This window comes from Nocardiopsis sp. NPDC055879 (assembly GCF_053615935.1).
In genome coordinates, this window is record NZ_JBSHCT010000002.1 from 234,354 (window position 1) to 249,729 (window position 15,376).

The 15,376-nt window shown below is 69.2% G+C and carries 13 protein-coding genes and 1 pseudogene; 9 read left to right on the plus strand and 5 right to left on the minus strand.

Annotated features, from left to right (window positions below; translation table 11 throughout):
- The first annotated feature begins 42 nt into the window (after nt 1-42).
- Together ACWGKS_RS03270 and ACWGKS_RS03275 are read left to right on the plus strand one after the other, a co-directional pair.
- Nucleotides 43-402: a RidA family protein gene (locus ACWGKS_RS03270; protein WP_358515209.1), complete on the plus strand. Its 360-nt coding sequence runs from the start codon at nt 43-45 to the stop codon at nt 400-402.
- Nucleotides 399-1,283, plus strand: a complete 885-nt coding sequence (locus ACWGKS_RS03275) for a tyrosine recombinase XerC (protein WP_358515212.1) — start codon at nt 399-401, stop codon at nt 1,281-1,283. Before ACWGKS_RS03270 ends, ACWGKS_RS03275 begins: the two co-directional genes overlap by 4 nt.
- Before the next feature lie 190 nt (nt 1,284-1,473).
- Here the strand turns inward: ACWGKS_RS03275 and ACWGKS_RS03280 are convergent.
- Nucleotides 1,474-1,869, minus strand: a pseudogene (locus ACWGKS_RS03280) (peptidoglycan DD-metalloendopeptidase family protein); the annotation flags it as partial.
- A gap of 298 nt (nt 1,870-2,167) precedes the next feature.
- Between ACWGKS_RS03280 and rpsB the strand changes: the two are divergent.
- From rpsB to ACWGKS_RS03310, 6 genes are all read left to right on the plus strand, one after another.
- Nucleotides 2,168-3,124 carry a 30S ribosomal protein S2 gene (rpsB, locus tag ACWGKS_RS03285; protein ID WP_358514387.1) on the plus strand — a complete coding sequence of 319 codons (957 nt, stop codon included), beginning with the start codon at nt 2,168-2,170 and terminating at the stop codon, nt 3,122-3,124.
- Nucleotides 3,125-3,275: 151 nt separating this feature from the next.
- Entirely contained in the window at nt 3,276-4,112 is an 837-nt protein-coding gene (tsf, locus tag ACWGKS_RS03290) for a translation elongation factor Ts (RefSeq protein WP_358514380.1), read from the plus strand.
- Nucleotides 4,113-4,286: 174 nt separating this feature from the next.
- Complete coding sequence (gene pyrH, locus ACWGKS_RS03295; RefSeq protein WP_067601899.1) at nt 4,287-5,030, plus strand: UMP kinase; 744 nt, start codon at nt 4,287-4,289, stop codon at nt 5,028-5,030.
- 86 nt (nt 5,031-5,116) lie between these two features.
- Nucleotides 5,117-5,674: a ribosome recycling factor gene (frr, locus tag ACWGKS_RS03300; protein WP_358514378.1), complete on the plus strand. Its 558-nt coding sequence runs from the start codon at nt 5,117-5,119 to the stop codon at nt 5,672-5,674.
- 3 nt (nt 5,675-5,677) lie between these two features.
- Complete coding sequence (locus ACWGKS_RS03305) at nt 5,678-6,616, plus strand: phosphatidate cytidylyltransferase (protein ID WP_358514376.1); 939 nt, start codon at nt 5,678-5,680, stop codon at nt 6,614-6,616.
- 161 nt (nt 6,617-6,777) lie between these two features.
- Nucleotides 6,778-7,935, plus strand: coding sequence for a pyridoxal phosphate-dependent aminotransferase (locus ACWGKS_RS03310; protein WP_358514384.1), 1,158 nt, complete (start codon nt 6,778-6,780; stop codon nt 7,933-7,935).
- On the opposite strand, the gene ACWGKS_RS03315 is transcribed toward ACWGKS_RS03310, so the two are convergent.
- Entirely contained in the window at nt 7,907-9,421 is a 1,515-nt protein-coding gene (locus ACWGKS_RS03315) for a methionine--tRNA ligase (protein WP_358514374.1), read from the minus strand. The genes ACWGKS_RS03310 and ACWGKS_RS03315 overlap by 29 nt on opposite strands.
- A 204-nt stretch (nt 9,422-9,625) precedes the next feature.
- The gene (locus tag ACWGKS_RS03320) at nt 9,626-10,786 is read right to left on the minus strand and encodes an alpha/beta hydrolase (protein ID WP_358514372.1); all 1,161 of its coding nucleotides are present in this window, start codon (nt 10,784-10,786) and stop codon (nt 9,626-9,628) included.
- Nucleotides 10,787-10,857: 71 nt separating this feature from the next.
- Here ACWGKS_RS03320 and ACWGKS_RS03325 point away from each other — a divergent pair, with 71 nt between their 5' ends.
- Nucleotides 10,858-11,460, plus strand: a complete 603-nt coding sequence (locus ACWGKS_RS03325; RefSeq protein ID WP_358514370.1) for a TetR/AcrR family transcriptional regulator — start codon at nt 10,858-10,860, stop codon at nt 11,458-11,460.
- Between the two features lie 63 nt (nt 11,461-11,523).
- On the opposite strand, the gene glgB is transcribed toward ACWGKS_RS03325, so the two are convergent.
- Both glgB and ACWGKS_RS03335 read right to left on the minus strand, forming a co-directional pair.
- Entirely contained in the window at nt 11,524-13,665 is a 2,142-nt protein-coding gene (gene glgB, locus ACWGKS_RS03330) for a 1,4-alpha-glucan branching protein GlgB (RefSeq protein WP_358514382.1), read from the minus strand.
- A 331-nt stretch (nt 13,666-13,996) separates the two neighbouring features.
- A complete protein-coding gene (locus tag ACWGKS_RS03335) occupies nt 13,997-15,376 on the minus strand; it encodes a maltokinase N-terminal cap-like domain-containing protein (RefSeq protein WP_358514368.1) in 1,380 nt (459 codons plus the stop codon).

The following is a 15,376-nucleotide window of genomic DNA, read 5'->3' on the forward strand; positions in this document are numbered from 1 at the left end:
ACCCGACGGGTACCCGGACATCCGCCCGGGTACGGTTTCGACATGGCAGAACTGTACAGCGACGCTCTCTTGGCCGACGGGCCGCTCCTGTTCGTCTCCGGACAGATCCCGGAGGCCTCCGACGGCGAGATCGCCCTCGACATCACCGGGCAGACCCGGCAGATCTTCCAGAACCTCACCGAGATCCTCGACAGGCACGGGGCGGGGCCGGGCCACCTGGTCAAGTTGACGTACTACCTGCGCCACATCACCGACCTCGAAGACTTCCGTGCCGCGCTGCTGGAATGCCTGCCCGACGGTCACCTGCCCGCGGCGACCCTGGTGGAGGTGAGCGGCCTGGTCCACCCCCGCTACCTGGTGGAGATCGACGCCGTCGCCTGCCTGCCCCGGGACCGCGGTTGACCGGTCCGCAGGCGCTGGAACGGCTGGCCGGGCACCTGACCGGAGAACTGGGGCGCTCGCCCCACACCGTCCGCGGTTATCTGTCCGACCTGCGCTCCCTCCTCGCACACCTGGACGAGCACGACGCCGGCCCGGCCGACCTCGACGTCCCCCTGATCCGGGCCTGGCTGTCCAAGGCACGAGAGGCGGGAGCGGGCCGCTCCACCATCGCCCGTCGAGTGGCGGCCGTGCGTGCCCTCACCCGGTACCTGCACCGCGAGGGGGTCCTGGCGGTGGACCCGGGGCCTCGGTTGTCCGCTCCTGCCCAGCAGCGCCACCTGCCGGCGGTCCTGGACGAGGAACAGGCGCGCTCCGCGCTGTCCGGGCCCGCCCCGGAGACCCCCGTGGAACTGCGCCGCCACGCCGTCGTCGAACTGCTCTACGCCACCGGGATCCGGGTCGCCGAACTGTGCGCCCTGGACCGGGCCGACCTCGATCGAACCCGTGACACCGTCCGGGTGCTGGGCAAGGGCGACAAGGAACGCACCGTCCCGGTCGGTGGGCCCGCCCTGGACGCGGTCGACGCCTGGATCTCCCGTGGTCGACCCGACATGGCCGACCCCCGCAGCGCCGACGCGCTCTTCCTCGGTGCCCGCGGCGGACGTCTGGGCGTACGCCAGGCCAGAGAGGACGTGTACGCACACCTGCGCGCGGCCGGGGTGGAGGGAGGCCCGCACGGGCTGCGGCACAGCGCCGCCACCCACCTGCTCAACGGCGGTGCCGACCTGCGCAGCGTGCAGGAGTTCCTGGGCCACGCCAGCCCGCGCAGCACCCAGATCTACACGCACGTCTCGGTGGATCGGCTGCGTGACGCCTACCGACAGGCCCACCCGCGCGCCTGACCCTGTGGTCGTGCCCGCGCCCGCCCTCGGCCCCGTGTCCGTACCGGCCCCGTACGGACACGGTCCGGGCCGCCGTCGCCGTCGCCGGGACGGGCAGGAGACGGACCTCACCACGTCCCAGCAGGGAGAGCGGGTCCAGGTAGGCACGGCCGCGCAGCAGACCCCAGTGCAGGCAGGTCCGTTCCGCGCAGTGACGTGGTTCGTCCGCCACCGCGCCGATCGGCTCGGTGGCGACCGGATCGCCGCGGGAGACGGAGGCCTCCACCGGTGAATAGGTGGTGTGCGTCTCTCCGTGGGTCACGCTCACCACACCCACCCCGGCGACACTGCCGGCGAACCGTACCCGGCCCGGCCCCGCCGGGTACACGCTCTGCCCCGGCCCGGCGGCCAGGTCCACGCCCAGGTGTCCCGGCAGCCAGCGCTCCTCGGGTGGATCGAAGCCGCGCAGCACCTCCACGGGAGGATCCAACGGCCACCGCCATGGTCCCTGGACGGACGCGACGGCCGGTGTGGTTCGGAGCGGGTGAACGGGGAACAGCAGGAGCGTGAGGAACAGCGGGAGTACCCAGAGTCGGGGGTCTGTCATGTTTCCAGGATGCGTGCGGCGGACGTGTTCCGCCAGAGCCGATCCGAGTCTGTGGACAACCTTCGCCACGTCGATGACGTCCCTGGACACGGAGCCGTTCCGGGGTGTGCTCGGCGGAGGATAGAATCGTTCTCGGCCCACCAGGGTCGAACCATAATTCGCACGCCCACCTGCCTCCCTCGGGGGAGGGCCTGTGCCCACGGTCCACGCCGCCTCGCGCGGTGTGGTGGTGCGGGCGGGGCGTCAGGTACAACCGACGGCGGAACCCGCGTTCCGCCACCGCAAGGAGGACCAGGTCATGGCCACAGTCGTGACAATTCGCCAGCTCCTGGAGAGCGGCGTCCACTTCGGGCACCAGACCCGTCGCTGGAACCCCAAGATGAAGCGCTTCATCTTCACCGAGCGCAACGGCATCTACATCATCGACCTCCAGAAGTCGCTGGCGTACATCGACCGCGCCTACGAGTTCGTCAAGCAGACGGTCGCCCACGGTGGCACCATCCTGTTCGTCGGTACCAAGAAGCAGGCGCAGGAGGCCATCGACGAGCAGGCTCGTCGTGTCGGCATGCCCTTCGTCAACCAGCGTTGGCTGGGCGGCATGCTCACCAACTTCTCCACCGTGCACAAGAGGCTCCAGCGCCTCAAGGAGCTGGAGGAGATCGACTTCGACGACGTCGCCGGTTCCACGCTCACCAAGAAGGAACTGCTGAACCTTCGTCGTGAGAAGGACAAGCTCGAGCGCACCCTCGGCGGTATCCGCGACATGTCCCGCGTGCCCAGCGCCGTGTGGATCGTGGACACCAAGAAGGAGCACATCGCGATCAGCGAGGCTCGCAAGCTGAACATCCCGGTCGTCGCCATCCTCGACACCAACTGTGACCCGGACGAGGTCGACTACCCGATCCCGGGTAACGACGACGCCATCCGAAGCGTCAGCCTCCTCACTCGCGTCGTCGCCGACGCCGTCGCCGACGGTCTCCTGGTCCGCTCCGGTGCCTCCGGCGCGACCGAGGAGAAGGCGGCCGAGGAGCCCATGCCCGAGTGGGAGCGCGAGCTGCTCGAAGGCAAGGGCGAGACCGAGGCCGCCGAGGCCCCGGTCGAGACCGTCGCCGAGGAGAAGAACGAGGCCGCGGCCGAGGCTCCGGCCGAGACCGTGACCGAGGCCCCGGCCGACGAGGTCGCCGCCGAGGCTCCGGCCGAGGCCACCGCCGCCGACTCCCCGGTCGACGCCCCGGAGAAGGCCCCCGAGGCCTAGTAGGGAATCAGCGGTTCGCCGCTGAGTACCTTTCCGGTGCGCACCGACGCCTGAGCGCCGCCCCGCCCTTCGTCGGCGGGGCGGCCCGCGGGGTGTTCGCCGGACCGCTCCATTTCCAGACCAGACTTCACTAGGGAATCCGAGAACAGTCATGGCGAACTCCACCGCCGCGGACGTCAAGAAGCTGCGCGACCTCACCGGCGCGGGCATGATGGACTGCAAGAAGGCGCTGACCGAGGCCGACGGCGACTTCGACAAGGCCGTCGAGGCCCTGCGCATCAAGGGTGCCAAGTCCGTGGACAAGCGCGCGGACCGCACCGCCGCTCAGGGCACCGTCGTCGTGCGCAGCCAGGGCGAGGGCAATGCCACCCTGATCGAGCTCAACTGCGAGACCGACTTCGTCGCCAAGAACGACCAGTTCATCGCTCTGGCCGACCAGGTCGCCGACTTCGTCGCCGCCCAGGACGGCGATGACCTCGCGACCATCGCCGCCGCCGAGATCGAGTCGGGCAAGACCCTGCAGTCCTTCATCGAGGGCAAGAGCGCCGTCATCGGTGAGAAGCTCGAACTCCGTCGCATCGCCAAGTTCGACGGTGCCTACGTCGCCTCCTACCTGCACAAGTCCGACCCGGACCTGCCCCCGACCATGGGCGTCCTGGTCGAGCTGGACAAGGTGGACGAGGAGGTCGGCAAGGACCTCGCTCAGCAGATCGCCGCGCTGGCCCCCCAGTACGTCGACAAGGACCAGGTCCCCGAGGACGTCGTCGCCAACGAGCGTCGTATCGCCGAGGAGACCACCCGCGGTGAGGGGAAGCCCGAGCAGGCCATCCCCAAGATCGTCGAGGGTCGTCTCAACGGCTTCTTCAAGGAGGTCACCCTCCTCGGACAGCCGTTCGTCAAGGAGAACAAGAAGACCGTCCAGAAGGTCGTCGACGAGGCCGGTGTGAAGGTCAAGGGCTTCGTTCGCTTCAAGGTCGGCCAGGCCTAGGGGCTTTGACATGATGGAAGTGCCGGGGAGACGGAATCTCCCCGGCACTTTCGGTGGATATGGGCGGGTTTCGGGCAGATCTTGTTCGGACCGTCCGCAGCAGGAGCACTCGGGGGACCCTGTGCCACTCGGGAACAACAAGGGAGGCCGCAGGCCGTGTCGGAGAACGAAGCCATGACCACCGAAACGCCCATGCACGATTCCGGTTGGAAGCGTGTCATGCTCAAGCTCTCGGGGGAGGCGTTCGCCGGCGGTGGCGGTCTGGGCATCGAACCCGAGGTCGTCCAGTACGTGGCGGAGTCCATCGCCGAAGCGGTGTCCGAGGGCATCCAGGTCGCCGTGGTCGTCGGCGGCGGCAACATGTTCCGCGGCGCCCAGCTCACCGAGGGCGGCATCGAGCGCGGTCGCGCCGACTACATGGGCATGCTCGGCACCGTCATCAACTGCCTCGCCCTCCAGGACTTCCTTGAGCGCCTCGGCGTGGACACGCGTGTGCAGACCGCGATCCACATGAGCCAGGTCGCCGAGGCCTACATCCCGCGTCGGGCCGTTCGTCACCTGGAGAAGGGCCGAGTGGTCATCTTCGGTGCCGGTCTCGGTGCGCCCTTCTTCTCCACGGACACCACCGCCGCCCAGCGCGCCCTGGAGATCGGCGCCCAGGCGGTCCTCAAGGGCACCCAGGTCGACGGGGTCTACGACTCCGACCCGCAGCGCAACCCGGACGCGGTCAAGTTCGACAAGCTCAACTACAACGAGGTCCTCACCCGCGGCCTCAAGGTCATGGACGCCACCGCGGTCAGCCTGTGCATGGACAACGGGCTGCCCATCGTCGTTTTCGACCTGATGAGCCAGGGCAACATCCTGCGCGCCGTCCGCGGTGAGAAGATCGGCACCATCGTCGGTCCGACCTCCGACTGACGAGGGCGGGAGACCGTCCTGCGGCGTGGCCGAGGCCACGCACTCCAAGCCACGAACACCCAGCCGACAATCCGGGAGCGCCCACAATGATCGAAGAAACCCTCCTTGAGGCCGAGGAGAAGATGGAGAAGGCCGTGACCGTGGCGAAGGAGGACTTCGCGACGATCCGTACCGGTCGGCCCACCCCGGCCACCTTCAACAAGATCACCGTCGACTACTACGGTGCTCGCACGCCGATCAACCAGCTGGCCTCCTTCTCGGTGCCCGAGCCGCGCATGGTCGTCATCTCGCCGTTCGACATCAACGCGCGCACCGAGATCATCAACGCGATCCGCAACAGTGACCTGGGCGTCAACCCCTCCGACGATGGACAGGTCATCCGCGTGGTCTTCCCGGAGCTGTCCGAGGAGCGTCGCAAGGAGTACGTGAAGGTCGCGCGCACCAAGGCCGAGGACGGCAAGGTCGCCATCCGCAACGTCCGACGTCGCGCCAAGGACGGTTTCGAGAAGGCCGTCAAGTCCGGTGACCTGGGTGAGGACGAGGCCCACCGTGCCCAGTCCGAACTGGACGAGCTCGCGCACAAGCATGTCGGCACCGTCGACGAGCTGCTCAAGCACAAGGAAACGGAACTTCTCGAGGTCTAGTCGGTGAACCACCCTTCGAACGGCTCCGGAGGCGATGACCACTCGCCGGAGCACAGACCCGACGACCGTCCCCGTTCGGAGACGGACACGTCCGCCGGGCAGCGCTTCGTGCTGCACAAGCCGGGAGGTGCCCCGGTCAAGACCGGTCGCAACCTCCCGGTGGCCATCGCCAGCGGGTGCGTCCTCGGCGCGCTCGTCTTCTTCTCGGTCTTCCCCTGGCCTCAGCTGTTCACGATCATCACGTCCCTCGGGACGCTGATCGGTCTCCGCGAACTCAACCGGGCGTTCGGCGGCAAGGGCATGACCCTGGCCGTGGTCCCGTTGGCCGTGGGCGGTGTGGCGATGCAGGCCGGAGCCTACTTCGGCGGCGCCGAATGGTTGGTGGGCATCGCGGCCGTCACCGCGATCGCCTGCCTGGTCTGGCGGTTGCGCGGTGGGGCGGAGGGGTTCGTCGCCGACGCGTCGGCGAACCTGTTCACCCTCGTGTACCTGCCGCTGCTGTTGGCCACCTGGATGCTGCTCATCGCGCACCCGGAGGATGGACAGTACCGCCTGGTGGTGTTCATCGTGGTGACGATCTCCAGTGACATCGGCGGTTACTTCGCCGGGATCCTGTTGGGACGGCACAAGATGGCGCCGGTGATCAGCCCGAACAAGACCTGGGAGGGCTTCGGCGGCTCCGTGATCGGCTGTGCGGTGGCGGGGGCGCTGTGCGTCACCCTCATGCTGGACGGCCCCTGGTGGGTCGGCGTGGTCCTGGGTCTGGCCGTGGTGCTGGCCGCCACGGTCGGCGACCTCATCGAGTCGTTGTTCAAGCGCGACCTCGGGGTCAAGGACATGGGCCGGTTCATGCCGGGCCACGGCGGTCTGATGGACCGCATCGACTCCCTGTTGATCGCGGGTCCGGTGGTCTGGATCGTGCTCAGCCTGCTGCTTCCGTAAAGGCGGTCGCGCTCGTAGGGGCCCCTGGCCTCGTGGGATCCGGTGAGGCACCGGGCACCACGAGACCGGGGGCCCTCTCGTGTTCGGGGGACCGCCCGGTTGTGCCCGTGCCCGGACCGGGTCGATACGCTCGAAGGGTGGATGAACCGCTGATCGAACGCATGCGTACCTATGGTGAGACGATCTTCGCCGAGATGACGCGTCTGGCCGTCGAGACCGACTCCGTCAACCTGGGGCAGGGTTTCCCCGACACCGACGGGCCGCGAAGTCTGCTGGAGAACGCCTCGCGACACATCCTCGAAGGGGTGAACCAGTACCCGCCCGGCCCGGGACGTCCGGAGCTGCGCCAGGCGGTGAGCCGTTACCGCTCCCGTCACTACGGGTTGGACCTGGACCCCGAAACGGAGGTCTACGTCACCGTCGGTGCGACCGCCGGCATCGCCGCCTCGCTGCTGGCGCTGGTGGAACGCGGTGACGAGGTCATCGTCTTCGAGCCGATGTACGACTCCTACGCCGCGATGATCTCGCTGGCCGGCGGGGTGCGCCGCCCCGTGGCGTTGCGTCGCGACGACGCGACCGGCAGGTTCACCTTCGACCCCGCCGAGCTGCGCGCCGCCGTCACCCCGCGCACCCGGCTCATCATGGTCAACACCCCGCACAACCCGACCGGCACGGTGTTCACCGCCGAGGAGTCGGCGGAGATCGCCGCGCTATGCCGGGAAAACGACCTCATCGCGATCACCGACGAGGTGTACGAGTTCCTCACCTTCGACGAACGTCCCCACGTCCCCCTGGCCACCCTGCCGGGTATGGGCGAGCGCACCCTGTCGATCTCCTCGGTCGGCAAGATGTTCGCCGTCACCGCGTGGAAGACCGGCTGGGTGAGCGGCCCCGAGCCCCTGGTCCGGGCGGTGCGCACGGTCAACCAGTTCCTCACCTTCTCCGCCAACGGAGCCCTGCAGTTGGCCATCGCCGACGCCATCGACAACGAGGGTGCCTGGGTCGAGCGGCAGCGCCTGGCCATGCAGACCAAGCGCGACCGCCTCGCCGAGGGCCTCAGCGGCGCCGGGTTCGACGTGAACGTGTCCGAGGGCACCTACTTCCTGATGGCCGACGTTCGACCGTTGGGCTACCTCGACGGCGAGGACGTCGCCCGGGCGCTGCCTCGCGAGGCCGGTGTTGCGGCCGTGCCCGCCAAGGTGTTCTACGACCACCAGGACGAGGGCCGCCACCTGGTGCGCTTCGCCTTCTGCAAGAAGGACGAGGTGCTCGACGAGGCGGTGGCCCGACTCAGCCGGTGGGGGAGGAACGGGAGCTGATCCGACCGAACACCGGGGAGACCGGCGGTAGCCGATCACCGTCGGGCCCCGGCCGTTCCGTCAGCTGCGCGGTGAGCCGTTCCGCGGCGTCGGGCAGGAAAGGGCGCAGCAACCGGGCCAACGTTCGCCCGGTGGCCACCAGCTCGGCCAGAATCGAGTCCAGGGCGGCCGGTGCGATGTCCCCGCGACGTTCGGACCGGGCGACGAGCCACGGCTCCCGCTCGGCCACATACCGATTTCCGGCGTCGGCCAGCTCCACGATGGCACCGGTGGCCGCACGCAGGTCGAAGGCGTCGATCGCCTCGTTCACCGAGGACTCCGCTCGGGCACACGCCTCGGACAGCTCCGCAGAACCGACACCGGGGACCGTGCCGCCACGGTACTTCGCGACCATGGACACGGTCCGGTTCACCAGGTTGCCGATGGTGTTGGCGAGGTCCTCGTCGTGCCGGGCGATCAAACGGGCCTCGGTGTAGTCGGTGTCACCGGAGCGCCCGACATCGCGCAGCAACCACCAGCGCAGGGCATCGGTCCCGAACCGTTCGGTGATCGCGACGGGGTCGATGGTGTTGCCGGTGGACTTGCCGATCTTGTCACCGTCGGCGGTCAGGTACTCGTGCACCAGGAGTGTGGTGGGCGGTGAAAGCCCCGCCGAGAGCAGGATGGCGGGCCAGTACACGGCGTGGAAGCGCAGGATGCCCTTGCCGATGACGTGCACACGCTGATCGGCAAGGGTCCACCAGTGGTCGTGGTCGTCGGTGCCGTAGCCGGCCCCGGTGACGTAGTTGGCCAGGGCGTCGAACCACACGTAGATCACCTGGCCCGGGTCGTCGGGGACCGGGATACCCCAGCCGTGTGCGCGTTCCACGCTCCGGGAGACGCTGAAGTCCACCAGACCCGACGCGATGAAAGACAGCACCTCGCGCCGGCGGAAGTCGGGTTCGACCAGGACCTCGCCCGAGGACACCAGCTCGTGCAACCGATCCTGGTAGCGGGAGAGACGGAAGAACCAGTTCTCTTCGGCGACCTCCTCCGGTACGGTCCCGTGCTCCGAACACAGGCCCTCGGGGAGTTCGTCGGCCCCGTAGAACTGTTCGCATCCGGTGCAGTAGAGCCCGGTATAACCACGGCGATACAGGTCACCGCGCGCAAGGCAGGCCCGCCACAGCCGCTCCACCCCGGGCCGGTGCCTTGGATCGAAAGCGGTGCGCACAGTGTCATCGAAGGAGAGCGAGAGCGGGCCCGCCAGGTCGAGGAAGCCCCTGGAGGCCCGGTCGACGTAGGTGGCGGTTCGCAACCCGGACGCCCGGGCGCTGAGCACGTTCTTCAGCGAGTTGTCGTCGGTGCCGGTCTGGGCGCGGACCTCGTCGCCACGGTCACGGTGGGACCTGGCGAGCGTGTCGGCCTGCACCAGTTCCAGGGCGTGGCCGATGTGCGGTCTCCCGTTGACGTACGGGATGGCGGTGGTCACGTGGTAACGACCCAAGGTGGGTCCTCTCCGGCCCCGCCGGGCGCCCGCCGTGGGCAAGACCCGTTGGGGCCTTGCCGCGGACAGGGGTTCAGGGCACGCGGGGAAGGCCGGACGACATCATCGTCCGGCCCGTCATGGTGGTGGAGCACACCCGCGTCATGCCCCGCATGTTATCGACCCGCTCCTGGCCGGGCCAGTGAATTCACCCGGTCGGGGCGTTCAGGGGGTCAGGTGTTCGTCGAGGAAACCGTCGATGGAGTGGCGGGTGATCTGGCTCGCGAAGCCGCCCCAGTTGAGGTCGAACATGTGCTCGGTCCAAGGCAGTTCCAGGTGCTCGTGAGGGACGTCCGCCTCGTCGAGCCGGGCGACGAACCTGCGGTTGTCCTCGGGGTCGAGGAACAGGTCGTGCCCGGCGGTGATCACCAGGGTCGGTGGGGTGTCCGCCGTGACCTGGTGGATCGCCGACATGTCCTCGTACTCCTTCGGCAGGTCCTCGGGGGCGCCGCCGACCATGCGCTCGCTGGATTCCAGCAACTCGTCGCCGATGGGGGAGTGGCGTTGGCGCCAGGGGATCGGGGCGTCGGCGGTCCCGTCGGTGACCGAGTACCAGGCGACCACGGCGGACACGTCCGGGACCTCGGTGTCGCACGACGGTTCGACCTGGTCGGTGTAGGTCGACAGCAGCGCCAACAGGCCGCCGGCGGACTGGCCGGTGACGGCGATCCGGTCGGGGTCGCCGCCGTACTCGGCGGCGTTCTCACGGACCCATCCCAGGGCGCATCGCACGTCCGCCACCGATTCCCGCCAGGCGCCGTCGGGAAAGAAGCGGTAGTCGACCTCGAACACCACCCGGTCCCCGTCCGCCAACCAGGTGTCCCAGCGCGGCAGCAGACTCTGTGGGAGGTCGTCGGCCCCGCCGTGGACGTTGACCACGATCGGCAGGGGATCGCCGGAGGGTTCGGCCGGCTCCCACACGTCCAGTTCAAGGGGCTCGCCGTCCACCCGGTGGTAGGTCGTGGTGAGAGGCTCCCGGTCGGTGTCGGTGGCCAGACCGGCGGCGTAGGCGCCCAGGCTCAACGGCGCGTCTTCGGTCCGGGCGGTGTTCCACAGCGCCGCCGACGGCACCAGGGCCAGGACCAGCAGCAGTGCGTTGACCCCCGCGAGGGACCATCCCCATCGGCTCCGGACGAGTAGGGCCAGGGCGAGCCCGCACAGCGCGGGAAGGGACGCGAACAGCGAGAACTCCAGGGCGAGCAGCGCGAACTGCCATCCCGCCCAGGACAGGGGCGGGAACAGGACCAGGGCCAGGGCGGCGGCCCCTGGCAGGGCGAGCAGGAGGGAGAGGGACAGGAGGGTTCGGCGGATCAGGGGACGGGACATGACGACATCCTTCCGATACGATTGTATCGATACAACCGTATCAGTCTGTGTGGATGTGCCAGAATGAACGTGTGCCGAAGGTCGTGAACAGTCAAAATCGTCGCCGGAGCGTGGGTGAGGCGATCCATCGCATCGCCGCCCGTGAGGGGCTCGAAGGGGTCAGTGTCCGGGTGGTCGCCGCCGAGTCGGGGCTGTCCGTCGGCGCCGTCCAACGCGAGTTCCGCACCAAGGACGAGCTGCTCCGCTTCGCCCTGGACTTCTCCATCGCCGAGGTCGCCGACCGCTTCTCCCGAATCCGGATCGGCCCCGAGTCGCTGACCTTCGCCGAGGGGATGCGGGCCGTCCTCGTGGATCTGTTGCCCACCGACGACCGCCGCCGCGCCCAGGCCCGCATCTGGGCCGCCTTCTACGCCCGCGCCGCCGTCGACCCCGGGTTCGCCGAGGTGCTCGCCGAATTGGACACGCGAGCGCGCGCCAACCTGGCCGCCGCTCTGGGTTACGCCCGTGAACAGGAGGAACTCGCGCCCGGCCGGGATCCCGAAGCCCTCGCCGAACTGCTCCTGGTGATGATCGACGGACTCTGGCTCACCTGCGCCCGCCTGCCCGACGAGGACTCCCTGGACGGCCTCCGGGCCGCCATCGACGCCGCCGTCGACCTGGTCACCGGGCACTGAACGGACGAGGAAGGGCCCTGGGCGTTCCGGGGGAACGTCCAGGGCCCTGGCTGCGAGCGCGCCTTAGGGCGCGGGTTCGAACCAGACGGCGCCGAGCGGAGGCAGGGTGATCTCCGCGGAGAACGGCTGACCGTGCCACTCCTGGGCTCGCGCTTCAACGGTGGCCGGCGCCTCGTACCCCGAACCGCCGAAGCGCGGGTCGTCGGAGTTGACCACCGTGTTCCACCGGCCCCCGACCGGCAGACCGATCCGCCAGTCGGCGCGGGGCACCGGAGAGAAGTTCACCGCGCACGCCAACACCGAACCGTCCTCGCCGTGGCGCAGGTGGCTCAGGGTGTTGCCCTGGCGGTCGCCGCCGTCCAACCAGGTGAACCCGGCCGGGTCGGTGTCCAACGACCACAGCGCGGGCCGCGGCCGGTAGGCATCGTTGAGCGCCTTGACCAGCTGCTGCGTGCCCGCGTGGTGGTCGTACTGAAGCAGCCACCACGGCACGCCCTCCTCGTGCGACCACTCCTCGCCCTGGGCGATCTCCCCGCCCATGAACAGCAGTTGCTTGCCCGGGTGGGACCACATGAACGACAGCAGCGCCCGCAGCGTCGCCGCACGCTGCCACTCGTCCCCAGGCGCCTTGTTGAACAGCGAGGCCTTGCCGTGCACCACCTCGTCGTGCGACAGCGGCAGCACGTAGTTCTCACTGTAGGCGTAGACCATGGAGAACGTGATGTCGTTGTGGTGGTACTCGCGGTGGATCGGCTCCTTCTTGACGTACTCCAGGGTGTCGTGCATCCACCCCATGTTCCACTTCAGCCCGAAGCCGAGCCCGCCGTGGTCCACCGGGGTGGTCACCCCCGTGTAGGCCGTCGACTCCTCCGCGATCATCGCCACGTCGGGGTTACGGCGGTAGACCGTGGTGTTGAGTTCCTTGACGAAGTCGATGGCCTCCAGGTTCTCGCGGCCACCGAACACGTTCGGCTCCCAGGCACCGGAGTCGCGCGAGTAGTCGAGGTAGATCATCGAGGCGACCGCGTCCACCCGCAGCCCGTCGACGTGGAACTCCTCCAACCAGTACAGGGCGTTGGCGACGAGGAAGTTGCGCACCTCGGTCCGCCCGTAGTTGAAGATGAGCGTGCCCCAGTCGGGGTGTTCGCCACGGCGCGGGTCCGGGTGCTCGTACAGGGCACTGCCGTCGAACCGGGCCAGCGCCCACTCGTCCTTGGGGAAGTGCGCCGGCACCCAGTCCAGGAACACGCCCACACCCGCCCGGTGCAGGGAGTCCACCAGGTGGCGGAACTCGTCCGGGGAGCCGAACCGCGGCGTGGGCGCGTAGTAGGACGTGACCTGGTAACCCCAGGACCCGTCGAACGGGTGCCCGGCCACCGGCAGGAGCTCCACGTGCGTGAAGCCCATCTCGGCCACGTAGGACACCAGTTCGTCGGCCAGTTCGGTGTAGGAAAGCCCCGGCCGCCAGGAACCCAGGTGCACCTCGTAGACGCTCATCGGCGCCCGGTACGGTTCCACGCCCTTGCGCTCGGCCATCCACTCTTGGTCGGTCCACACGTGGTCGGAGACCGTGACGACCGAGGCGGTGGCCGGCGGCATCTGGGTCCGGCGGGCCATGGGGTCGGCCTTGTCCCGCCAGTGCCCGTCCGCGCCCAGGAGCTGGAACTTGTACAGGTCGCCGTCCCCGAGCCCGGGCAGGAACAGCTCCCATACCCCGGTCGAACCGAGGCTGCGCATCGGGTGGGCGAGCCCGCTCCAGTGGTCGAAGTCGCCGATGACCCGGACCCCGCGAGCGTCGGGCGCCCAGACCGTGAAACGTGTCCCGGCCACCTCGCCCATGGGGCCGTCCCGCTCGATGACGTGGGCGCCCAGGGCGCTCCACAGCTCTTCGTGCCGACCCTCACCGATCAGGTGCAGGTCGAGTTCGCCCAACGTGGGCTCGAAGCGGTAGGCGTCCGCCTGTAGGAGTTCGGGTCCGTCCTCGTAGCGGACCGCGACGCGGTAGTCGTCGACCTTCTTGGGCAGACGGGCCGCGAACACGCCACGGTGGCGGTGCGGCAGCGCCACCCGGGTCTGGTCGGGCAGCACGGCGTGCACCTCGACCGCGCCCGGGCGCAGGACCCTCAGGTCGCGTCCGTGCAGGCCCAGGACCGAGTGCGGGTCGTGATGGTGGCCGTCGACCACCCGGTCGAGTTCGACGAGCAGGTCCTCCGCGAGCGCGGCGGGGACGCGGGTCTTCTTCGGTGCGGTCTTCCCCGTGCTGCTCTTCTTGGGTGCGGCCTTCTTCGGGGCCGCGGCCTTCGTGGTCTTGACCGTCTTCTCGGGCTCGGTCGTCTTCGTGGCCTTCTTCTTGCCGGGCACCTTCTTCGCCGCCTCGGGCTCCGCCGCCGGCTGTTGGTCGGCTGTGGCGGCCTTTTTGGACGTACGCGGTGACAATTCGACTCCGTGATGACTTGTGGTGTTCGGATGACGAGGCGATGGTTCAGCGGGGGGAACGAGGGGCGGCCGCCGTGCGCGAACGGCGGCCGCCGGGGAATCAGCCGGGCACCGGAGGTGCCCCGGCCGCTGTGGCGATGGAATCGAGCGGAACCCGAAGCCAGTCGGGGCGGTTGCGCGCCTCGTACAGGACCTCGTAGACCGCCTTGTCGAACTCGAAGGCGCGCAGCACGGTCAGGTGTTTCTCCGGATCGGCGCCCCCACCGTCGGCGTAACCGCGGCAGAACGCCTCCCGGTTGCGGCGCGACCACTCCCGAGCGGCCCACGCCAACTCCTGGTCGTCCGGATGCCCGACCAACAGGTAACCGGCCGCGTAGTCGAAGGAACGCAGCATCCCCGCCACGTCCCGCAGCGGACTGGACAGACGTTGGCGTTCGCGCACCGACACCGTCGGCTCGCCCTCGAAGTCCAGCAGCACCCACCCGGACTTCGGCCGGATGACCTGCCCCAGGTGGTAGTCGCCGTGGATGCGCTGTATCGGCAGCGGTTCGTCCACCCGGGCGAAGTCGGAGTAGGCCTCCATCACCCTCGGCGCGTGTTCGGCCAGTTCGGGCACCTCACCGCTGGCCATCGCCAGCCGCTCCACCATCGCGTCGGCCACTTCGGCCGCCGAGACGGGGGAGAGCACGTCGGTGGGCAGCGCCCGTGCCAGCGAACTGTGCACCTGCGCCGTGGTGTGCCCCAACCGCGCGGACTCCGCACTGAAGTCGGCGTCCTCGCCGTCCAACAGCGTGCGCACGTTCTCGGTGGCCAGCACCCAGCCGTCGGTGGCGTCCGGGACGAACGTCTGCAACAGCGCCAAGGTGGTGGGCGTGGTGTGACCGGACAGGTCCGCCTCGATCCACCCGCACGGGCGTGCCACGTACGGCGAACCCGACAGCGCCATGTTCAGCTCCAGGTCCGGGTTGCGCCCCGGCCAGAGCCTGCGGAAGGTCTTGAGGACGTAGTCGCGCCCGTACACCAGCGAGGTGTTGGACTGCTCACCGGTCAGCAGACGGCCCGAGCCGCACGCCTTGACCTCGGCGCCGGGAAGGGTACGGAAACGCACCCGCCCCCGACGCTCGCCGTCCTCGGCGCAGTTGAATCGCTCCAGCAGCAACGACGTCAGCTGCGGATCGTGCGCCGCGTCGTAGACCACCCGGGGCCGACCGCCGGCCACCGGGCACACGCCGATGGCGGAGCGGGCCAGGTGGGGCGGCAGTGACCGGGGCGGACGCGACCCGAGCAGCACCTGGTAACGGGAACTCGTGCCGCGTTGGCCCGCCTGGACCACGAGCACGTTCAGGTCGGGACCACCGGGTCCGGCCGAGACCAGGGTGTACCTGCTCTCGACCCGGACCCGACGGATCGGGATCCCCTTGCCGGAGAACCATCGTTGTCGAGGTAGCCAGACTGCCAGGAGTTCTTCTAGCTGCGACAT